Raw genomic sequence first — 20,089 nt, 5'->3', positions numbered from 1 at the left:
CTCCCTGCCGCACACCGCGGCCCCGGCGCTACAGTGAGCGCACCGTGCCGGAAGGAGGCGCCGATGGCTCGTCCGACGAACACCGAGCTCTTGCAGCGCATCGCCGCTCTGGAGGAGGAGAACGCCGCCCTCCGCAGGAGCGCTGAGCCGACGGCCGACGGCGACACCGTGCCGATCCCTCGGCCGGAGCCGGTGAAGCGGCAGCGCAGCTGGGCGTGGACGCTGCTCGCGACGGTCCTGATCGTCATTGGCGCGATCCTCGCGCCCGTCGCCGTGATCGCCTCGTGGGCGAAGGTGCAGCTGACGGACACGGACTCGTTCGTCGCGACGTACGCCCCGCTCGCCCACGACCCGGGCGTGCAGGCGTTCGTCACCGATGAGGCCGTGAAGGCTGTGCAGGACAACGTCGACATCGACCAGCTCACCTCCCAGGTGATCGACGGCATCACGGGCCTCGGCACCGGCCCGGTCGCCACCAAGGCGCTGGAGTCGCTGAAGGGGCCGCTGGCTCAGGGCATCGTGTCGCTGCTGCAGTCGACCGTCCAGCGATTCGTGGCCTCCGAGGCGTTCGCACAGGTCTGGCAGCAGGCGCTCCGGACGAGTCACGACCAGCTGATCGCGACCATGCAGAACGACCCGAATGCGGCGATCACCGTCGGCTCGGACGGCTCGGTCGGCATCCAACTCGGCCCGATCATCGACCGCGTGAAACAGCTGCTGGTGGAGCAGGGCGTCAGCTTCGCCGCGCAGATCCCGTCGGTGGATCGCACGATCACGGTCGCCCAGAACTCCTCCATCCCGACACTGCAGCTGTTCTACGGGCTGGCTGTCGCCGCCGGCGCATGGCTGCCCTGGGTCGCGATCGCCCTGCTCGCACTCGGTGTCGTCGTGGCGCGTCGACGCGCTCTCGCGCTCGTCTGGGCAGCGGTCGCACTCGCCCTCGCCATGGGAATCACTCTGGCGGCGATCGGCATCGGGCGGATCGTGTTCGTCTCCTCGGTGTCTCCGTCGCTGGTGCCGTCCGGGCTGGCGCAGACCTTGTATTCGACCGTGACGGACGCGATGATCGCGACCGCGGTCGCCGTGCTGGTGCTCGCCATCGCGGTCGCGGTCGTCGGGTGGTTCTCCGGTCCGTTCGCCGTTCCCCGGCGGCTGCGTGGCTTCTTCGGCGCGGGGGTCTCCTGGGTCCGTGCGTCCGCGGAGAGCCACGGCATCACGACGGGCAGGGCGGGGGAGTGGATGTACGCCCAGCGCACGCTGCTGCGGGCCGCGGTGGCGGTGATCGCCGCGGCGGTCGTGCTGTTCGTCCGCCCGTTGACGCCCGCGCTGGTCATCTGGACCCTGGTGCTCGCAGCGCTCGTGGTCGCGGTGCTCGAGCTCGTGCAACGACCGGCCATCACCGCGCCGGAGACGACCGACGACGAGACGCCGGTCGTCACGGTCTCCTGAGCGCCGAAGTGTCGGCGGCCTGAGCCGTCTGCGCGCCGGTAGGCTCCGTTCGGTCATGAGTCGCACAACCGTCGCCCTGCTCGCCGCGCTGGAAGCGCTCATCGTCGCCGCCATCGGCATCGGGATCTGCCTCGTCCCCATCACCATCCTCTGGGCGGCGCAGTATCAGCTGGGCGCCGACTTCACCGTGGTGTGGCGTTCGGCCGCCGATGTCTGGCTGGTCGGACACGGCGTGAACCTGACCGTCTCGCTCGACCCGCAGACGGTCGCGCAGCTCGGGCTTCCCGGCGCGGCCGTGCCGTTCCAGGTGACGATCGCGTTGCTGGGGTTCGCCGCGCTCACCGCCGGGCTGGGCGTGCGGACAGGGATGCGCGCGGCGGAGACGGATCAGCGTCTCGTCGGCGCCCTCAGCGCGCTCGTGACCTTCGCCGTGATCTCGACCCTGGTCGTCCTGACCGCGGGTTCCCCGATGGTGCAGTCGTCGATCTGGCAGGGCATCGTCCTCCCGCCGTTCGTGTACGGGGTCGGAATCGCGGCCGGTTTCGGGTTCGCGGCGCTGCGCGGAGGAGCTTTCTCCGAGACTCCGCGGTCGTCCCCGGATGACAGGGATGCGACCGGCGCCTTCGACGGCGGCTCCGGCGGCCCGACGTCCGGACGGACGGCCGCACCGGCCGTCCTCGCGGTGCTGCGGACGGCGACCGCACCGATCCCCGGCGCGCTGCGCACCGGAGCGGGTGCCGCCCTGCGGGCGGGGACGGCGGCGACCGCCATCGTGATCGGCGTCGCCGCACTCGTCGTCGCGCTCCTCATCTTCGGCAACTACGGATCGATCATCAGCCTGTACGAGCAGCTCCAGACCGGTGTCGCCGGCGGTGCTGCGCTGACCATCGGACAGCTCGCCGTCATCCCGAACGTGGTCGTGTGGATGGCGTCCTGGCTGGTCGGGCCCGGATTCGCCCTCGGCACGGGGTCGTCTGTGAGTCCGATCGGCACAGCGCTGGGGCCGGTGCCCGGGCTCCCGATCTTCGGCATCATCCCGGCCGGCGGCTGGAGCTTCGGGCTCGTCGGCGTGGTCGTCCCGATCCTTGCGGGCTTCGTCTCCGGGGTCCTCGTCCGCTCCCGCACGGCCGTGCGCGGACTGGACGGTCTGCGGGCGCTCCTGCTGATCGCCGTGGGGATCGGCGCGGTCGCGGGCATCCAGCTCGGGCTGCTGGCGTGGTGGTCGTCCGGCGCCCTCGGTCCGGGAAGGCTGCACGACGTCGGCCCGAACCCGTGGATCGTCGCCGGACTCGCGGCGGCGGAGGTCGCGGTCGCCTCGGCGATCGGGTTGGCGGCGGCCGGGCGCGGCCGGCGGTGACCGAGGCGGTCGCCGAGCGCCGCTAGGCTGGTGGCGTGCTCTCGATCGTGGTGCTGATCTCCGGTGGCGGCTCCAACCTGCGTGCCCTGCTGGAGGCGTCGGAGGACGCCGAGTTCCCCGCCCGCGTTGTGGCCGTCGGCGCCGACCGGGATGCGGACGGCCTGGAGCACGCGGAGCGCTTCGGCATCCCGACCTTCACGGTGCCCTTCACCTCGTACCCGAGCCGCGAGGAGTGGGGCGACGCCCTGCTCGAGCAGATCCGGCAGTGGGAGCCCGACCTGACCATCCTGTCCGGCTTCATGCGCCTGGTTCCGCCGCGCGTGGTCGAGGCGCTCTCGCCGTGGCTGATCAACACCCACCCGGCGTACCTGCCGGAGTTCCCGGGCGCTCACGCGGTTCGCGACGCCCTCGCCGCCGGCGTGACCCAGACCGGCGCCAGCCTGATCGTCGTCGACAACGGTGTGGACGCCGGCCCCATCATCAGCCAGGAGCGCGTGGAGGTGGAGCCGGGCGACACCGAGGCCGCCCTCCACGAGCGCATCAAACCCGTGGAGCGACGGCTGCTCATCGACGCCGTGCTCGACATCGCCAACGGACACATCGACCTCGAGGAGCTTGCCCGAGCATGAGCGGACCCCGTCACGACGCCAGCCTGTACCGCGAGCGGGACATCGTCCCGATCCGTCGCGCCCTGATCTCGGTCAGCGACAAGACCGGTCTGCTCGACCTGGCCGGGGCGCTCGCCGCGGCGGGCGTCGAGATCGTCTCGACCGGCTCGACGGCGCAGACCATCCGCGATGCGGGCCACGAGGTGACCGATGTCGCGAGCGTCACCGGCTTCCCGGAGTCGCTCGACGGGCGCGTGAAGACGCTCCACCCGGCCATCCACTCCGGCCTGCTCGCCGATCTGCGCCTGGCGTCGCATGAGGAGCAGCTCAAGGACCTCGGCATCGAGCCGTTCGAGCTCGTCGTCGTCAACCTGTACCCCTTCGTCGAGACGGTGGCCTCCGGAGCGGTCGGGAACGATGTCGTCGAGCAGATCGACATCGGCGGCCCGGCGATGGTCCGCGCCGCCGCGAAGAACCACGCGAACGTGGCGATCGTGGTGTCGCCCTCCGACTACGACGGCATCGTCGCGGCGGTCGCCGCGGGCGGAACGACCTTCGACCAGCGCCGTGAGCTCGCGTCGAAGGCCTTCGCGCACACGGCCGCCTACGACGGCGCCGTCGCCGCCTGGTTCGCCGGTGACGCCCCCTCCACGGACGACTTCCCCGAGCGCTGGGAGGCGCGGGCCGAGCTCAAGCAGACCCTCCGCTACGGCGAGAACTCCCACCAGGCGGCCGCTCTCTACGCCGACCCGAAGGGCACCGGCATCGCCCAGGCGACCCAGCTCGGCGGCAAGGAGATGTCGTACAACAACTACGTGGATGCGGACGCCGCGCTGCGCAGTGCCTACGACTTCCGCGAGCCGGCCGTCGCCATCATCAAGCACGCGAACCCGTGCGGGATCGCGGTGGCGGACGACATCGCCGAAGCGCACCGCAAGGCGCACGAGTGCGACCCGGTGTCGGCGTACGGCGGGGTCATCGCGGCCAACCGCACGGTCACGCTCGCCATGGCCGAGACCGTGAAGGGGATCTTCACCGAGGTGCTCATCGCCCCGGCCTACGAGCCGGAGGCGCTGGAGCTTCTGCAGACGAAGAAGAACCTCCGCATCCTGCAGCTGCCCGAGGGGTACGCCCGGGCGCTGACCGAGTTCCGCCAGATCTCGGGTGGCGTGCTCGTGCAGGACTCGGATCGGTTCGATGAGTTCTCGTCCGCCGGATGGACGCTGGTGGCCGGCGAGGAGGCGGACGCTGCGACCCGCGCCGATCTCGAGTTCGCGTGGAAGGCGTGCCGCGCGGTGAAGTCGAACGCCATCCTGCTCGCCCACGACGGCGCGTCCGTCGGGGTCGGGATGGGCCAGGTCAACCGCGTCGACTCGTGCACCCTGGCGGTGAGCCGGGCGGGAGAGCGCGCGGTCGGGTCCGTCGCGGCCTCCGACGCGTTCTTCCCGTTCGCCGACGGCCCGCAGATCCTGATCGACGCCGGTGTGCGGGCGATCGTGCAGCCGGGCGGCAGCATCCGCGACGAGGACGTGATCGCGGCGGCGAAGGCGGCCGGCGTGACCATGTACTTCACGGGCGAGCGCCACTTCTTCCACTAGGAGAACGCGCGGCGACGTTGCCTCCGCGGCCGGGTCGCGGGAGAATGGACGACGGTCCACAAGACCGTCACACCTTTTCACCGCGATCCCACGAGGAGACACCGATGTCCGTCCTGCCCGCAGACCTGCCGCACGAAACACTGCACGTCGTGAAGGGGAGGCGGAGCGGCCTCACCATCAGCATCGCGGTCCACTCCACCGTCCTCGGCCCCGCCCTCGGCGGCTGCCGGGTCTGGACCTACGACTCCTGGCAGGAGGCGGTCGCCGACTCGCTTCGGCTGGCCGAGGGCATGACGCTCAAGAACGCCGCTGCGGGCCTCAACCGCGGCGGCGGCAAGGCCGTCGTCTACGTGCCGCGGGGCACGGTGCTCACGCCGACCGAGCGTTACGAGGCCATGCTCGATCTCGGCGACGCGGTCGAGACGCTCGGCGGCAGCTACATGACGGCGGAGGATGTCGGCACGAGCGCGGAGGACATGTCCGTCGTCGCGACGCGCACCGCCCACGTCTGCGGCCTCCCGCCGTCGGAGGGCGGTGTCGGCGAGCCCAGCGATGCGACCGCGGCGGGCGTATACGCCAGCCTGCAGGCCACCATGGAGCGGGCGTTCGGCAGCCGGGATGTCGCCGGCCGCCACGTCATCGTGCTCGGACTCGGCCATGTCGGGTCGCTCATCGCGATGCGTCTCGCCAGTGAGGGAGCCGTGCTGACGGTGACCGACGTGAACCCCGCGAAGCGCGCTCTCGCCGACGCCCTCGGAGCCACGTGGGTGGAGCCGGAGGACGCCCACCGTGTCGAGGGCGACGTGTTCGTCCCCGCCGGTGTCGGCGGCGTGCTGACCGACCGGGTGATCGACGAGCTGCGGGTCGCGGCCGTCGTCGGTCCCGCGAACAACCAGCTCGCGCACCGCTCCGGAGCGGAGCGCCTGGCCGAGCGCGGCATCCTCTGGGCCCCCGATTTCGTCGTCAACGCGGGTGGTGTGATCTTCCTGTCGATGGCGGGCGAGCCCGGCGTGACGGCCGAGGCGACGCAGGAGCGAGTCGAGCGGATCGGCGACACGGTCGCCGAGATCTTCCGCGCGGCCGACCAGCGCGGCATCACCACGCTGCAGGCGGCGGACGAGCTCGCGCTCGGCCGGCTCCGGGAGCCAGCGAACGCATAGCAGCGCTCCGCTAGGTTGGATCCCATGACGTCTTCCTGGGGCCGCCGGCTCATCGCATCCCTTGTCGCTGCCCTCGTGGTGGTCCTCGTCGTTCACGCGGCGATGATCGCCGCGTTCTACGTGGGGAGCCTCGCCGGGTCGTCGGCCCCGTCGGGGGCGTTGATCGTCGCCGTCAGCAACTACTTCTCGCTGACCAGCGTCATCGCCTTCGTGCTGCTCTGGATCGCAGGCTTCGTCGGTGCCTTCGACCGGTGGTGGACGGCACTGATCGCGGGCGTGCTGACCGGTGTGCTCGCGCCTGCGGTCGGGACGCTTCTCACGGCGACGGCGGGGAGCTCCGGTTCGGCGGGCTCGCCGCTCACCGGCGATCTGATCGTCGCGGTGCTCGGCACCCTGCTGGGGATCAACCTGCTCTACGCCGTCGCCATCACCGCGCTCACCCCGACCTTCGGCCGCTGGCTGTTCCGCATCGTCGAGGGCACCCGCAGCCGGTTCGAGACCGACCGCAAGGTCGCGCTCGTCCGCATCCCCGCCGGCAACCTCGCCGAGGGCCTGGTCACCCACATCGACCGTCAGCCGGTGGATGCGGAGCGCGCGGACGCGCAGTGGGACGCCTACGTCGCCGCACTGTCCGCGGCCGGCTGGCAGACCGTCGAGGTGGCGAGCGCCGACACGCTGGCCGACTCGGTGTTCGTGGAGGACACCGCCGTCGTCCTGGGCGACACCGCTGTGATCACCCTGCCCGGCGCGGAGTCCCGCCGCGCGGAGGTCGTCGGCACCGAGGCCGCGCTGCGCGCCCAGGGGCTGCACCTGGAGCGCATCGAGGCGCCGGGGACGCTCGAGGGCGGCGACGTGCTCAAGGTCGGCTCGACCGTCTATGTCGGCCGCGGCGGACGCACGAACGCGGAGGGCATCCGCCAGCTCCGTGCCATCGCGGCGCCGCTCGGGTACACCGTCGTCGCCGTGCCGGTCACCAAGGCACTGCACCTCAAGACGGCCGTGACCGCCCTGCCCGACGGAACCGTGATCGGCTACGAGCCGATCGTGGACGACACGCGCGTCTTCGAGCGCTTCCTCCCGGTGCCCGAGGCCCACGGCACCGCGGTCGTCGTGCTCTCCGACGACACCGTGCTGATGTCGTCCTCCGCCCCGCAGTCGGTGGCGCTCGTCGAGGACCTCGGCTACACGGTCGTCCAGGTCGACATCTCCGAGTTCGAGAAGCTCGAGGGCTGCGTCACCTGCCTCTCGGTCCGCATCCGCTGACCCCCTCCCGTCGAGTGGTGACATCACGTCACCACTCGACGCGATTTCCCGCAACGACTCACGTCTCGACGGGGTATTGCGTTTCCTGTGAACCTGGGCATAAGCTGTAGGGCTGCCTTGTCGCGGCACAACGGACGTGTACATCGAGGCTGGGAGGACGCCATGACGACGATCGAGACCGCACGAAAGATCACCGTGCCCGGGTTCGTCGCCGCCCTCGCGGCCGACGCCCGACCGTCCGGGCGGTAGCTCCCCGCCCTTCGCCGCGCGCCGCGGCGCACGACACCGGGAGCGTCCGCGGGCGCTCCTCGCATCCCCATCACAAGACCCGCCATCGTCGGCGTGTCTTCGGCGACTCCTCCGCGTGCTCGCCGCCGGCTCCATGACGTCGGACACTCACAGAAAACGGATCATCCATGTCTGTCGCCCAGACTCCGAACACACAGACTCCGAACACACAGACTCCGAACACTCGGACTCCGAAGACCGCCGCGAAGCGGAAGAGCACCGCGCGCATCCTGCTGCGCATCCTCCCGTACGCGAAGTCCGCCGCGCCCCGCATCGTGCTCGGCATGGTGGCCGCGCTGTTCGCCAGCCTGGTCGCGCTGAGCATCCCGCAGGTGCTGCGCTGGCTGGTCGACGGCCCGCTGTCGACGGGCGACCCGTCGGCCGTGTGGCCCGCCGCGCTGCTCGTGGTCGGGCTGGGCGCTGCCGAAGCGGTGTTCATCTCGCTGCGGCGCTGGTTCGTGCTGACCCCGGGGACGCACGTCGAGGCCAAGATGCGCAACGCGCTGTACGCGCAGCTGCAGGACCTGCCCGTCGCCTTCCACGACCGCTGGCCGAGCGGCCAGCTGCTGTCGCGCGCGGTGAGCGACCTCAGCATGATCCGCCGGTGGCTGTCCTTCGGCATCGTGCTGCTGGTGGTCAACGTCGTCACCATCGTGGTCGGGTTCGCGATCCTGATCGGGTGGAACTGGATCCTCGGGCTCATCTTCCTGGTGTGCTCCATCCCGCTCTGGATCTACGGGTTCGTGTTCGAGAACAAGTACTCGGTGATCGCCCGGCGCAGCCAGGACCAGGCCGGTGACCTGGCGACGGCGGTGGAGGAGTCGGTGCACGGCATCCGCGTGCTGAAGGCATTCGGACGCGGAAAGCACGCCCTGAAGACCTTCGAGTCGCGCGCGGAGGAACTGCGCGGCACCGAGATCGAGAAGGCGAAGGCCATCGCCGGCATCTGGCTGTGGCTGCTGCTGGTGCCGGATGTCGCGTTCGGCATCTGCCTGGTCGTCGGCGTCTGGCTGTCCGCTCAGGGTCAGCTGTCGGTGGGCGAGCTCGTCGCCTTCTTCGCCACGGCGACCGTGTTGCGTTTCCCGGTGGAGTCGATCGGCTTCCTGCTGTCGATGACCTTCGACACGCGCACGGCGGCGGACCGCTACTTCGACGTGATGGACGAGGTCAACGCCATCACCGATCCGGCCGAGCCCCAGCGCATCGCGGAGCCGCGGGGCGAGCTCGTCTTCGACGACGTGCACTTCCGGTACCAGGACTCGCCGGAGCGCTTCCCCGACCTTCTCGACGGCGTCCGTCTGACCGTCCGTCCGGGCGAGACGATGGCGCTGGTGGGCCTGACCGGTTCGGGCAAGTCGACGCTCACAGCGCTGACGACGCGTCTCTACGACGTGACCGGCGGCGCGGTGAAGGTGGACGGCGTGGATGTGCGCGACCTGACCCGCTACGACCTGCGCAAGGCGATCGCCATGGCGTTCGAGGATGCGACGCTGTTCTCGGCGTCCGTGCGCGACAACGTCCTGCTCGGCCGCGACGACCTCGATCCCGCCTCGGCGGAGGCCGAGCGCGTGCTGACCGAGGCCCTCGAGGTGGCTCAGGCGGGCTTCGTCTACGATCTGCCGGAGGGCGTCGAGACGAAGGTCGGCGAGGAGGGGCTCAGCCTGTCCGGAGGCCAGCGCCAGCGGCTCGCCCTCGCGCGTGCCGTCGCCGCGAACCCCAGCATCCTGGTGCTCGACGACCCGCTGTCGGCGCTCGACGTCGACACCGAGGCGCTCGTCGAGGCCGCGCTGCGCCGGGTGCTCGCATCCACGACGGCCCTCATCGTCGCGCACCGGCCGTCCACGGTGATGCTCGCCGACCGGGTGGCGCTGCTGGAGGACGGCCGCATCACCGCGGTGGGGACCCACCACGACCTGCTCGCGACCAGCGAGCACTACCGCTTCGTCATCTCCAGCCTGGAGGACGAACAGAACGAAGAGATCCTCGAGGAGGTGAACCTGTGAGCACCACGACCGTCCTGGGTGTCGAAGGCGAGGAGCGCAACGACCTCAGCAAGGAGGAGAGCAGGCAGGTCCGGCGCCGTTCGCTGCGCCTGCTGGGCTCCCTGCTGCACCCGCTGCGGGTGCGGCTCGCGCTGACGGCCGTCGTGGTCGTCGTGAGCACGGCCGCCCAGGTGGCCGGCCCCGCCATCATCGCTTTCGGCATCGACAACGGCCTCCCGGCGCTGCTGAAGCAGGACTGGTTCCCGCTGGCAGCCGCCGGTGCCGCCTACCTGGTCACCGGCGTCATCGGCGCCGCGCTCATCGCCTGGTACACGGTGCTGAGTGCGCGGATCAGCCAGGCCATCCTGCTCGACCTGCGCAAGCGGGTGTTCCTGCACACGCAGAAGCTGTCGCTGGAGTTCCACGAGTCGTACACCTCCGGCCGGATCATCTCGCGCCAGACGAGCGACCTGGACTCCATCCGGGAGCTGCTCGACTCGGGCATCAACCAGCTGGTCCAGGGCTTCCTGTACATGCTGTTCATCGCGATCGCGCTGTTCTCGATCGACTGGGTGAGCGGTGTCGTGCTGCTGGTGTCGCTGGTGCCGCTGTACCTGCTGACGCGGTGGTTCCAGAAGCGCTCGCAGGTGCTGTTCCGCATCTCGCGGGTGGCGTCGGCGAAGCTGATCGTGCACTTCGTGGAGACCATGACCGGCATCCGTGCGGTCAAGGCGTTCCGCAAGGAGAAGCGCAACGAGAAGGACTTCGGCGGTCTGGTCGAGGAGTACCGCGACGTGAACGCCCGCGTCATCCAGCTGTTCGGGATCTTCGACCCCGGCCTCGTGATGATCGGCAACGTGACGGTCGGCGTCGTGCTGCTGGTGGGCGGCTTCCGCGTCGCCGACGGCCAGCTTGCGATCGGCGTGCTGCTCGCGGTGCTCCTGTACACGCGGCGCTTCTTCGACCCGATGGAGGAGATGGCGATGTTCTACAACTCCTACCAGTCGGCCGCCGCGGCGCTGGAGAAGATCTCCGGCGTCCTGGAGGAGGAGCCCAGCGTTCCGGATCCGGTGCGGCCGGTCGACCTGTGGTCGGCGCAGGGGCACGTGAGCTTCGACGAGGTGTCGTTCGCCTACAAGAAGGACCGCGTCATCCTGCCGGAGTTCACGCTCGACATCCCGGCAGGGCAGACGGTCGCGCTGGTCGGTTCGACCGGCGCGGGCAAGTCGACGCTCGCGAAGCTGATCTCGCGCTTCTACGACCCGACGGCGGGCGCGGTGAAGCTGGACGGCGTCGACCTGCGCGACCTGCACCCGAAGGATCTCCGCAGGGCGATCGTGATGGTGACGCAGGAGGCGTACCTGTTCAGCGGCTCCGTCGCCGACAACATCGCCCTGGGCAAGCCGGATGCGACGCGCGACGAGATCGTGCGGGCGGCGGAGGCCGTCGGCGCGCACGAGTTCATCGAGGGTCTGCCCAACGGGTACGACACCGACGTGAACAAGCGCGGCGGCCGCGTCTCCGCCGGTCAGCGTCAGCTGATCTCGTTCGCCCGGGCGTTCCTCGCGGACCCGGCCGTGCTCATCCTGGACGAGGCGACGAGCTCGCTCGACATCCCGAGCGAGCGCCTGGTGCAGGAGGCGCTGCAGACGCTGCTCGCCGACCGGACGGCCGTGATCATCGCGCACCGTCTGTCGACGGTCGCGATCGCCGACCGGGTGCTCGTCATGGAGCACGGCCGTGTGGTCGAGGACGGCACGCCCGACGATCTGATCGCGGGCACCGGCCGCTTCGCCCAGCTGCACGCCGCCTGGCGCGACTCGCTCGTGTAGCGGCCGCGGTCGCGGGTCCGGAGGGGACCACGGGGAAGGTCCCGTGGTCCCCTCCGCACGTTAGGGGAGGGCTGTCCCGGTTGGCGACGAGCAGCGTCATGTTCGGAGCACGAGTGCGTCTTAACGGGTGGGGGATTTTCTCTCCGTGTCGATGACTGCTTCGACCTCGCCGGCTTCCTCCGGGTAGAGGACATATGTCGTCGCCGTTCAGTGCTGAACGAGGAAAGGGACGACGTTTATGGATGTGCGAAAGCTCATTTCGGCCGGAATTGCGATTGCATGCGCCGTTGGTGTGGCGTTGGTGGGAGTGACGCCCGCGAACGCTGCTGAGACAGATCCGATGGCGGCAGTTGCTGCGGCGTCGCCGGACACTGTCGCGAACGCTGCGTCGGTGCCCACAACCGATACAGGAACGGACGCGGTGGCGGCGGCCATTGCTGGTACCGATGTGACGGTGCCGGTTGATCCGGCTGCAGGTATCTCCCTCGGCAGCGGCTCGCAAGTGGTGTCGATCGGCCTGCCGTTCGCGCGGAACGCTGGTGACGCGAGTGTGCAGAAATCGGGTGTCGTGTCGTACGACAACAACAACGGCTCGACCACTGTCCCGGTCGTCCAAAGGGACGGCAACGTGCAGATCAACACCGTGATCGAGGACGCTTCCGCACCGAAGCGGTATGACTACCCGATCAGTGTGCCGGCAGGCCAGCACCTCCAGCTCAACGAGGACGGGTCTGCTTCGGTCGTGACGCCAGACGGAGTACCGTCGCTCGCCGTCGCCGCCCCGTGGGCGAAGGACGCCAACGGCAACGCTGTCCTGACTCACTACGAGGTACAAGGAAGCGCGCTGACACAGGTGATCGATTTCGCCGCCACCACGGTTTTTCCTGTTGTAGCGGACCCGTCAGTGACGTGGTTGTGGTGGGGGCGCACGATTACGTACAACAAATCGGAAACAAGGCATATGGCAGATTTCACTAGTGATGCCCAGGCTCTGAGCTTTGCATGTGCGATAGCCGGGGGCGTTGCCGGTGCTGCCGTCTGCGGCGGGATTGCAGCGATCGGACTGCATATCGTGGCGACTGCCGCGCGGAATGCCGCCAAAGCCGGTCGCTGCATGCAGTTGAATTTTCCCTACGTAGGACCGGGGTTGATCTATGACGTCAAATGCTGATGCCGCGAAGTCTCCGCTCTATTACCTTGTAGAGGACTTCGTCGTCGGGTTGCTTTCAGGCGCGGCCTTTGTTGCTTTACAGGTTGCGCTCGCTACGTCTTTCACGTGGACGCTTATTGGCGGCCTGCTTTGGCCGGGCCTGTACTTCTCAGGGCAGCGACTTCGCCGATCTCGTTCTGGGAAGCTGCTCAAGAACAGGGAGTCTCGTGCGGCCAATAACTCCTGACGACCGGCAGCCATTTCCGGCGGGGACCACGGGAGGCTCCCGTGGTCCCCGTCGCCGCTCTCCGGCCGGGGAGGGGTTGGATCAGCCGGCCGGGGACCAGGTCGAACGCGCCCGGGAGGGACGCAGCGTGCGGTGGCCGCCGCGGGCGTGCGGAGTGCGGCGCATCGTGGCGCCTTCGCGGGCCGGTGCCGTGCGGAAGAGGGGCAGGCGCGACAGGATGCCGTCGCGCATCCCCTCGCGCAGCACGACCACCTCGCAGCCCGCGTCGATGCAGGCGCTCGCCGTCGCGCCGTCCGCGTAGTGCTCGCCGCCACCGGCGGAGACGGTGATGCAGTCGCTCACCAGCGCGCGCCCGGCCGTCGCCAGCACGGTGGTGCGGGATGTCGCCGGCGCGACGAGCGAGCGGACGGTGCGGGCCAGCGCCGGCCATTCCGCCGGGCGGATCGCGGTGCCGTCCGAGAAGGTGTCGCCGAGGTCGAGGAGTTCCAGGCGGCGGCCCGTGGCCGCCGCGACGTCGCTGCTCGCCCGCACGGCGCGCTGCAGCAGCGCGACGAGGTCGGATGCGCCCGTCGCGGCGGCGACGGGGAGCGACAGCCCGGCCACCTGTACTCCGAGAGCCGACGCATGTCGCGCGACGGGAACGGCGATGCCCGGGTCGACCCGCAGCAGCACGGCCGTTCCGGCCGGAGCGGACACGAAGGTATCGAGGTCGTACGGGTCATCGACGACGAACAGCCGGACGCCGGCCGCCCAGGCGGAGCGCCGCTGCAGCCAGCGGGCGCCGGGAGTCGCATGCAGCACCCGGCCGAGGTCGGCATCCACCCGGCGCAGGGCGGGGAGGGCCGCTTCGTGCGTGATCGTGAAGCCGGCGCCCTCCGCCGAGATGGTGCCGAGCAGAGCAGGATGCGCGAGCGCGCTGACGTCGTAGTGCACGTCCACCCAGGGGAACGCCTCGCGCAGGTCGCGGAAGCGGCGGGCAGCGCGCGCCAGGTCGATGACGACGACGGGCAGTTCGGGGCCACCGCGCCGCCCGCGCCCGGAGGGACGGCCGTCCACCGCGACCGCCCCGGTCGCCGCGTCCGTGAGGACGGCAGCGGTGCCGGTCGGGTCGGCGGTTCGGGTCGCGGTGGACATCGCCATCTCCTCGGGTGGAACTGCGGCCCGCTCTGCGGCGGGCGACCCCATCGTTCGGGTCGATGAGGTTGTCTCACATCCTGGTCCTGCCCCTGATGGCCCACATCCGGGGGGTCACCTCATTCCGATTGCGTGGAAGCACGGATGAACCTCGGGGTGCGTGCGGAGATGATGGTGCCATGTACCTCCGCGTTGTGATCGTCGACGACCACGAGCGGTTCCGCGAACAGGCGGCGGAGCTGCTCCGCCTGGAGAGCTTCATGGTGGTCGGCGACAGTGCGACCGCGGCCGGCGGCATCGAGCTGAGCCGCCGTCTCGCCCCCGACGTCGTGCTGCTCGACATCGGCCTGCCCGACGCCAGCGGCTTCGACATCGTGCCGGCGATGCGGGCGACCGGAGCCGCCGTCGTGCTCACCTCGAGCCGGTCCGCGACCGACTACGGACGACGCGTCGCCGATAGCGGTGCGGAGGGATTCATCAACAAGGACGAGCTGACCGGTGAGGCGATCCGCACCCTGCTAAGGTAAGCGCGTGAGCGGGGGACAGACTGTCGAGTCTCGCGCGCTCAGAGTGGCCGTCGCCGACGATGCAGTCCTGCTGCGCGAGGGGATCGGACAGATCCTGCGCGCGGGCGGTATGGAGGTCGTCGCCTCGGTGGACACCGCCGAGGAACTCCTGCGCGCCGTCGGGTCCGACGGGGACGTCGACGCGATCGTCCTCGACATCAAGATGCCGCCCACTCACACGGATGAGGGGCTGCGAGCGCTCGAACGCTTGCGCGCCGACGGCTCCCGTGCCGGCATCCTGCTGCTCTCCATGTACACCACGGCGTCGTACGCGATCCGGGCGATGAGCGCCGGCAGCGGCACCGGGTACCTGCTGAAGGACCGCGTCGCCGACGCGGACACCCTCGTCACCGCGGTCCGGACCGTCGCGCGCGGCGGCTCCGTCGTCGACCCCGAAGTCGTGCAGCTCCTCGTCACCGCGCGCTCGTCGGAGGCGACGGTCGAAGCGCTGTCCTCGCGGGAGCGCGACGTGCTGCGGCTGATGGCCGAAGGACGATCGAACGTCGGCATCGCGACCGAATTGCACCTCAGCCTGCGCACCGTCGAGTCGCACATCGGGCACATCATGGCGAAGCTGGGCGTGGAGGACTCCGCCGAGGGTCACCGCCGGGTGCTCGCGGTGCTGCGCTTCCTCGGCCGGGACTCCTGAGCCCATGGATGTCGCGCACACCGCGCGTCCGGAGGCCGCGGTCGGCGGCGTGGATGCGAGGCCCGCACGCCCGGGGGCGGCACGGCTGATCCTGCGCGCGCTGGCCGTCACGGTGACGATCGCTTCCAACGTCACCGCGCAGGTGATGAGCGCGATCACCGGCGACTACGGACCGCGGCCGTCGGGAGTCGGGTGGGCCATCGTCTTCGTCTCCGTCGCGGTCGTCTATGTGGTCTGCGCGGTCATCGCCTGGCGCATCGTGCGGAGCCCGATCCCCGGCTGGCTCATGGTCGGCGCCGCATTCTTCTGGTCGGCGGGCGCCTGGTATCCACTGCTCCGGCCGTGGGGCTGGGTCTGGCCGTGGGTTCAAGGGGCGACGGACTTGTGGGCGGTGTTCGTCGGTCTGCTCGTGCTCTGCTACCCGACCGGACGCCTGGCGGCGCGCTTCGACCGGGCCATCCTGCTCGCCATCTCCATCGCCTTCGCCGTGCGCCTCGGAGGTACCCTGCTCTTCTCCTCGCCCGTCCCCGCCGAATGCGGCTGCGCGATGAACCCGTACGCGGCTCTTCCGAGCGACTCGGCCGACTACTGGCTGGGACTCGCGTGGCGGTTCGTCGGGCTCGCGCTCATGCTCACCGTCGCGGCCCGGCTGATCGCGCGCTGGTTCACCAGCTCGCTCCCGGCGCGCCGCGTGGCATTCGTGATGCCGCTCGCCATCCTGCTGTGGTGCTACGGCACCGTGCAGGACTCGCTGAGCTTCGCGTTCGGCTGGGACGGCGGCTGGTTGCAGTTCGTCCCGCCGGTGGCGATCGCGCTCATCCCTCCGGCCTTCGTCGGAGGCGTGCTCTACGCGCGGGGTCTGCGCTCGCGGATGGCCGACCTCGTCATCGTCGCGCGCGACAAGGTCGACCGCGGGCTGTGGGAGTCGAGCCTCGCCCGGATGCTGCACGACGGCTCGCTGCGCGTGTTCTGGTGGGATGAACCGCTGCAGAGCTACCAGACCAGCGACGGGAGGCCGATGCCCGAGGCGGGCCCGGCCGACCGGCCGGGGCGGTCGGTGCTCGCGATCGACTCGGACCAGGGACCGATCGCCCTGATCGAGCACGATGTCGCGCTCAGCCAGGACGACCGCCTGCTCGATGCCGTGTCCTCCGCCCTGCTGCTGTCGGTCGACAACGACCGGCTGCGCGGGAGGCTGGAGCACACCATCCAGGAGCTCCGCGAGTCCCGTCTGCGCATCGTCGAGGAAGGCTACCTGGCCCGCAGGCGACTGGAACGCGACCTGCACGACGGCAGCCAGCAGCAGCTCGTGTCGCTGGCCATCAGCCTGCGCATCGCTACGGCGAAGGCCGAGGCGCACGGCGACCAGGAGCTCGCGGAGGACCTGCAGCGCGCGTCCGGTCAGCTCGCCGACGCCCTGCGCGAGCTGCGGGAGCTCGCCCGCGGCATCCACCCGACGGTGCTCACCGACGGCGACCTCCGTTCGGCGATCGACGAGCTGGGACTCCGGAGCCACGTGCCCGTCGAGGTCCACGTCGACATCGCCGAGCGGCTGCCCGAGGTCGTCGAAGAGACGATCTACTACTGCATCTCCGAGGCCCTCGCCAATGCGGCGAAGCACGCGCGGGCGCGCACCTGCACGGTCAGCGTGACGCGCTCCGACTCGACCGTCACGGTCATCGTCAAGGACGACGGCCAGGGCGGCGCCCGCATCGAGCCGGGCGGCGGTCTGGAGGGGCTGCGCGACCGGGTGGAGGCCGTGTCCGGCCGGGCGGAGGTGCGCTCGGTCGAGGGGCTCGGCACCATCATCGAGCTGACCATCCCGGTGCAGACTCCCTGACCAGAATTCATCCCCCGTTCACGAACGCGGCCGGGGATCGGCGTACTCAGGGGATGGACGCAGCGCGCGCCCGCCTCACCGGAAGGAACGCCGATGGACATCATCGTCACGGTCGTCGCCGTGATCGTCGTCGCCCTCGTCTTCGACTTCACGAACGGCTTCCACGACACCGCGAACGCGATGGCGACCTCCGTCGCCACCGGCGCCCTCAGACCCCGGACGGCCGTCCTCATCTCGGCCGTGCTGAATCTGGTCGGCGCCTTCCTGTCGACCGCTGTCGCCCAGACCATCTCCGGCGGCGTCATCAAAGAGGGGTCGTCGGGTGTCGACATCACCCCGACGATGATCTTCGCCGGGCTGGTCGGCGCGGTGCTGTGGAACCTGGTCACCTGGTACTTCGGCCTCCCGTCGAGCTCGACGCACGCGCTGTTCGGCGGCCTGATCGGTGCAGCGGTGATCGGCGCGGGCTTCGGCGCCGTGGACTGGGGCGTGCTGCTGAGCAAGGTCATCGTGCCCGCGCTGCTGTCGCCGCTGGTGGCCGGCGGCGTCGCCCTGGTGGCCACCTTCGCCGCCTACCGCATCACGCGCAACGCGCGGGTGCACGGGGCGGAGACCGGATTCCGGCACGGCCAGACCGTGTCCGCCTCCCTCGTCTCGCTCGCACACGGCACGAACGACGCCCAGAAGACCATGGGGGTCATCACCCTGACCCTGATCGCGGCCGGCTACCTGGGCTCCGGGAGCGCTCCGCCGCTCTGGGTGATCGTCTCCTGCGGCCTCGCCATCGCGCTCGGCACCTACCTCGGCGGCTGGCGGATCATGCGGACGGTCGGCAAACGGATCACCGACGTGAAGGCGCCGCAGGGGTTCGCAGCCGAGACGTCGTCGGCGGCGACCATCCTCGTCTCGTCGCACCTCGGCTTCGCGCTCTCCACCACGCAGGTCACGTCGGGAGCCGTCGTCGGCAGCGGGCTGGGCAGGAAGCTCGCCTCGGTGCGCTGGGGCGTCGTCGGCCGCATCGCGACGGCCTGGGTGGTGACGCTTCCCGCCGCGGCGCTCGTCGGCGGTCTGGCGGCGTGGATCGCCTCCGCCAGCATCGCTGGGCTCATCGGCGTCGCCGTGGTCGGGCTCATCGCGGGTCTCGGGCTGTACGCGCTGTCCCGGCGCAACCCGGTCACCCGCCACAACGTCAACGAGGGCGGCGACACCGGGCGTGACGCCGCCGGCGCGCGCTCGACGGCCTCCGTCGGCGCCGGACAGGAGGGATGAGGATGCGACAGCCGATCCTGCATGCGGCGGCGCCGGAGGGGTCCTTCCTCGGCGTCGACTGGGGCTCGTTCGTGGTGGTGCTGCTTGTCGCGTTCGCCGCGACCACGGTGGTCGTCATCGGTTACGCGGTGGCGCTCCGGCTGCTGGCGGTCGGCGCTCCGCCCGACGACGCCGGGGGAGCGGTGGCCGTCCGGACGACGCGACGCCCGGTGGTCGCGACGGTCGGAGCGGCCGTCGGCTTCGCCGTCGCGGGCGCGGCGGTGCTGTTCGGGATCTGGCTCATCGTCCCGCAGTTCCACTGAGTCACCCGCAGCCGCAGTGGCGCGGGGGCCGGCCTACTTCGCCGGCGACTTCACGGCCCAGACCTGCTCGCCGATGGCGAAGGCGGCCCATCCGTTGGGGCACTTGGAGGCCTGCGGCGGGATGCCCTGGACCGGCCACCAGCTGTCCTCGATCGGAGGCTTCGGCGTCGCGACGTTGCCTGAGCACACGTTCGGCGCCAACAGGGTCTTGGACGAATAGGTCATGATCGCCGAGCCGTTCGTGGTGTCGTAGTCGACGCGGATGATCGTCGCGTCGTCCGGGACGAACGTCGGGGAGCCGATGAGCGCGGTGTTCGACGCCTTCATCTCCTTCGCGGTGTCCCAGATCGCCGAGTCCACGTGAGGTTCGAACGCCGTCAGCACCGAGCAGCCCGACAGGGCCAACGCCAGGGCGGACGTCGTCGCGAGGACTCCGACGGTTCGGATGCGGGGCACGGCAGCTCCAGAGGAAGGTGACAAGGATCTCCTACGAGTGAACACTACGGAACTGAATGGTTCATCGGTCGGAGGGATGATTCCGCGCGTCGTCGTAGCGGGCCGCTCGTAAATCTACCCGGTACGGCGTCGTCCCACCGCCCAGCAGGGGTGTGCCCTCCGCGCGGTAGTGCTGCAGCGCGATGTGCTCGTGGTGGACGGCGGGATGCCCGCTCGCCCGCACCACGCGCCACCACGGCACGTCGGAGCCGTAGTACGCCATCACCTGCCCGACCATGCGCGCGGCGCGGGAGCCCAGGGCGGCCGCCACATCCCCGTAGGTCATGACGTGTCCGGGAGGGATCGCGTCGACGACGTCGAGCACCCGCTCGACGAAGGATGCGCTCTCCCCGTCGTCCGGGGCGGGTCCCTCGTCAGAAGGCCCGCGGTCAGAGTTCGAGGGCACCGATCGTCTCGCCGTACTGCGTCTCGCCGATCGGCTGGAAGCCGCTGCGCAGGAAGAACTGCTCCGGTCCGAGCTCGCCCGACTCCCAGATCACGTAGAGGCGCTGGTGCCCGCGGGCGCGCGCCTCATCGGCCAGCGCGCGGACGGCGAACGTGCCGATCCCGCGGCCCTGGTCGTCGGCGTCGACATTGATGCGCCAGAGGATCGCCTTGAACTCCTCGTGCTCGGCGTTCGGGTCGAAGTTGCCCATGATGAAGCCGACGACTTCGTCGCCGTCGAGCACGACGCGCTGCCACGAGGTGTTCGGATCGGCGACCGCGGCCGCGGCCGAGTAGGAGACCGGAGCGATGAACTGCTCCTGGCCCGGCTTCAGCGTGAGCGCGTTCGCCGCGATCACGGTTCGCGCGCTCAACTCTTCCAGTCTCAACTCAGCCATGACGAAAGGGTAACGTGCGCGGGCGACCGCAGCATAGTCGCGCGGCGGCCGACCGTCT

The 20,089-nt window shown here is 70.3% G+C and carries 18 protein-coding genes; 14 read left to right on the top strand and 4 right to left on the bottom strand.

The window, feature by feature from the left end; translation table 11 throughout:
- Window positions 1-63: 63 nt before the first annotated feature.
- The 9 genes from BJ963_RS09560 (at window position 64) to BJ963_RS09520 (ending at window position 12,708) form a co-directional block, all read left to right on the top strand.
- The gene (locus BJ963_RS09560) at window positions 64-1,449 is read left to right on the top strand and encodes a hypothetical protein (RefSeq protein ID WP_179456221.1); all 1,386 of its coding nucleotides are present in this window, start codon (window positions 64-66) and stop codon (window positions 1,447-1,449) included.
- Window positions 1,450-1,504: 55 nt separating this feature from the next.
- Window positions 1,505-2,806: a cell division protein PerM gene (locus BJ963_RS09555; RefSeq protein WP_179456219.1), complete on the top strand. Its 1,302-nt coding sequence runs from the start codon at window positions 1,505-1,507 to the stop codon at window positions 2,804-2,806.
- Window positions 2,807-2,841: 35 nt separating this feature from the next.
- Complete coding sequence (gene purN, locus BJ963_RS09550) at window positions 2,842-3,435, top strand: phosphoribosylglycinamide formyltransferase (RefSeq protein WP_089908714.1); 594 nt, start codon at window positions 2,842-2,844, stop codon at window positions 3,433-3,435.
- On the top strand, window positions 3,432-5,012 hold the full coding sequence (gene purH, locus BJ963_RS09545) for a bifunctional phosphoribosylaminoimidazolecarboxamide formyltransferase/IMP cyclohydrolase (protein WP_179456217.1): 1,581 nt from the start codon (window positions 3,432-3,434) through the stop codon (window positions 5,010-5,012). The genes purN and purH overlap by 4 nt, the downstream gene beginning before the upstream one ends.
- Before the next feature lie 104 nt (window positions 5,013-5,116).
- Window positions 5,117-6,172 carry a Glu/Leu/Phe/Val dehydrogenase family protein gene (locus BJ963_RS09540; protein WP_179456215.1) on the top strand — a complete coding sequence of 352 codons (1,056 nt, stop codon included), beginning with the start codon at window positions 5,117-5,119 and terminating at the stop codon, window positions 6,170-6,172.
- A gap of 24 nt (window positions 6,173-6,196) precedes the next feature.
- Window positions 6,197-7,435: a dimethylargininase gene (ddaH, locus tag BJ963_RS19390; protein WP_179456213.1), complete on the top strand. Its 1,239-nt coding sequence runs from the start codon at window positions 6,197-6,199 to the stop codon at window positions 7,433-7,435.
- 416 nt (window positions 7,436-7,851) lie between these two features.
- Window positions 7,852-9,726 carry an ABC transporter ATP-binding protein gene (locus tag BJ963_RS09530; protein ID WP_179456211.1) on the top strand — a complete coding sequence of 625 codons (1,875 nt, stop codon included), beginning with the start codon at window positions 7,852-7,854 and terminating at the stop codon, window positions 9,724-9,726.
- On the top strand, window positions 9,723-11,537 hold the full coding sequence (locus BJ963_RS09525; RefSeq protein ID WP_179456209.1) for an ABC transporter transmembrane domain-containing protein: 1,815 nt from the start codon (window positions 9,723-9,725) through the stop codon (window positions 11,535-11,537). The genes BJ963_RS09530 and BJ963_RS09525 overlap by 4 nt, the downstream gene beginning before the upstream one ends.
- A 238-nt stretch (window positions 11,538-11,775) precedes the next feature.
- The gene (locus BJ963_RS09520; RefSeq protein ID WP_179456207.1) at window positions 11,776-12,708 is read left to right on the top strand and encodes a hypothetical protein; all 933 of its coding nucleotides are present in this window, start codon (window positions 11,776-11,778) and stop codon (window positions 12,706-12,708) included.
- Window positions 12,709-13,015: 307 nt separating this feature from the next.
- Here BJ963_RS09520 and BJ963_RS09515 read toward each other — a convergent pair whose 3' ends face one another.
- Window positions 13,016-14,068 carry a type III PLP-dependent enzyme domain-containing protein gene (locus tag BJ963_RS09515; RefSeq protein ID WP_179456205.1) on the bottom strand — a complete coding sequence of 351 codons (1,053 nt, stop codon included), beginning with the start codon at window positions 14,066-14,068 and terminating at the stop codon, window positions 13,016-13,018.
- A gap of 179 nt (window positions 14,069-14,247) precedes the next feature.
- On the opposite strand from BJ963_RS09515, the gene BJ963_RS09510 reads away from it, so the two are divergent.
- The 5 genes from BJ963_RS09510 (at window position 14,248) to BJ963_RS09490 (ending at window position 18,694) form a co-directional block, all read left to right on the top strand.
- Window positions 14,248-14,595 carry a response regulator gene (locus BJ963_RS09510; RefSeq protein ID WP_089908735.1) on the top strand — a complete coding sequence of 116 codons (348 nt, stop codon included), beginning with the start codon at window positions 14,248-14,250 and terminating at the stop codon, window positions 14,593-14,595.
- 43 nt (window positions 14,596-14,638) lie between these two features.
- Complete coding sequence (locus BJ963_RS19520; protein WP_089908738.1) at window positions 14,639-15,283, top strand: LuxR C-terminal-related transcriptional regulator; 645 nt, start codon at window positions 14,639-14,641, stop codon at window positions 15,281-15,283.
- Window positions 15,284-15,287: 4 nt separating this feature from the next.
- Entirely contained in the window at window positions 15,288-17,123 is a 1,836-nt protein-coding gene (locus BJ963_RS09500) for a sensor histidine kinase (protein WP_179456203.1), read from the top strand.
- A 93-nt stretch (window positions 17,124-17,216) separates the two neighbouring features.
- Window positions 17,217-18,392, top strand: coding sequence for an inorganic phosphate transporter (locus tag BJ963_RS09495; RefSeq protein ID WP_179456201.1), 1,176 nt, complete (start codon window positions 17,217-17,219; stop codon window positions 18,390-18,392).
- Between the two features lie 2 nt (window positions 18,393-18,394).
- Entirely contained in the window at window positions 18,395-18,694 is a 300-nt protein-coding gene (locus BJ963_RS09490) for a hypothetical protein (protein WP_179456199.1), read from the top strand.
- A 33-nt stretch (window positions 18,695-18,727) separates the two neighbouring features.
- Here the strand turns inward: BJ963_RS09490 and BJ963_RS09485 are convergent, their stop codons facing one another.
- The 3 genes from BJ963_RS09485 to BJ963_RS09475 all read right to left on the bottom strand — a co-directional run bounded on the left by BJ963_RS09485 (window position 18,728) and on the right by BJ963_RS09475 (window position 20,031).
- The gene (locus BJ963_RS09485; RefSeq protein WP_089908749.1) at window positions 18,728-19,150 is read right to left on the bottom strand and encodes a hypothetical protein; all 423 of its coding nucleotides are present in this window, start codon (window positions 19,148-19,150) and stop codon (window positions 18,728-18,730) included.
- A gap of 61 nt (window positions 19,151-19,211) precedes the next feature.
- Complete coding sequence (locus BJ963_RS09480; protein WP_089908752.1) at window positions 19,212-19,595, bottom strand: MGMT family protein; 384 nt, start codon at window positions 19,593-19,595, stop codon at window positions 19,212-19,214.
- The gene (locus BJ963_RS09475; RefSeq protein WP_179456198.1) at window positions 19,579-20,031 is read right to left on the bottom strand and encodes a GNAT family N-acetyltransferase; all 453 of its coding nucleotides are present in this window, start codon (window positions 20,029-20,031) and stop codon (window positions 19,579-19,581) included. The genes BJ963_RS09480 and BJ963_RS09475 overlap by 17 nt, the downstream gene beginning before the upstream one ends.
- Window positions 20,032-20,089 lie beyond the last annotated feature (58 nt).

Source organism: Leifsonia soli (assembly GCF_013408745.1).
Classification (GTDB): domain Bacteria; phylum Actinomycetota; class Actinomycetes; order Actinomycetales; family Microbacteriaceae; genus Leifsonia; species Leifsonia soli.
Note: the sequence above shows the minus strand (reverse complement) of the source record. Positions and strands in the feature narration are given on the sequence as shown.

Coding starts and splice junctions, on each gene's coding strand:
- BJ963_RS09530 (WP_179456211.1), top strand. CDS start 7,852: ATGTCTGTCGCCCAGACTCCGAACACACAGACTCCGAACACACAGACT.
- purH (WP_179456217.1), top strand. CDS start 3,432: ATGAGCGGACCCCGTCACGACGCCAGCCTGTACCGCGAGCGGGACATC.
- ddaH (WP_179456213.1), top strand. CDS start 6,197: ATGACGTCTTCCTGGGGCCGCCGGCTCATCGCATCCCTTGTCGCTGCC.
- BJ963_RS09540 (WP_179456215.1), top strand. CDS start 5,117: ATGTCCGTCCTGCCCGCAGACCTGCCGCACGAAACACTGCACGTCGTG.
- BJ963_RS09515 (WP_179456205.1), bottom strand. CDS start 14,068: ATGTCCACCGCGACCCGAACCGCCGACCCGACCGGCACCGCTGCCGTC.
- BJ963_RS09500 (WP_179456203.1), top strand. CDS start 15,288: ATGGATGTCGCGCACACCGCGCGTCCGGAGGCCGCGGTCGGCGGCGTG.
- BJ963_RS09475 (WP_179456198.1), bottom strand. CDS start 20,031: ATGGCTGAGTTGAGACTGGAAGAGTTGAGCGCGCGAACCGTGATCGCG.
- BJ963_RS09495 (WP_179456201.1), top strand. CDS start 17,217: ATGGACATCATCGTCACGGTCGTCGCCGTGATCGTCGTCGCCCTCGTC.
- BJ963_RS09520 (WP_179456207.1), top strand. CDS start 11,776: ATGGATGTGCGAAAGCTCATTTCGGCCGGAATTGCGATTGCATGCGCC.
- BJ963_RS09560 (WP_179456221.1), top strand. CDS start 64: ATGGCTCGTCCGACGAACACCGAGCTCTTGCAGCGCATCGCCGCTCTG.
- BJ963_RS09555 (WP_179456219.1), top strand. CDS start 1,505: ATGAGTCGCACAACCGTCGCCCTGCTCGCCGCGCTGGAAGCGCTCATC.
- BJ963_RS09490 (WP_179456199.1), top strand. CDS start 18,395: ATGCGACAGCCGATCCTGCATGCGGCGGCGCCGGAGGGGTCCTTCCTC.
- BJ963_RS09510 (WP_089908735.1), top strand. CDS start 14,248: ATGTACCTCCGCGTTGTGATCGTCGACGACCACGAGCGGTTCCGCGAA.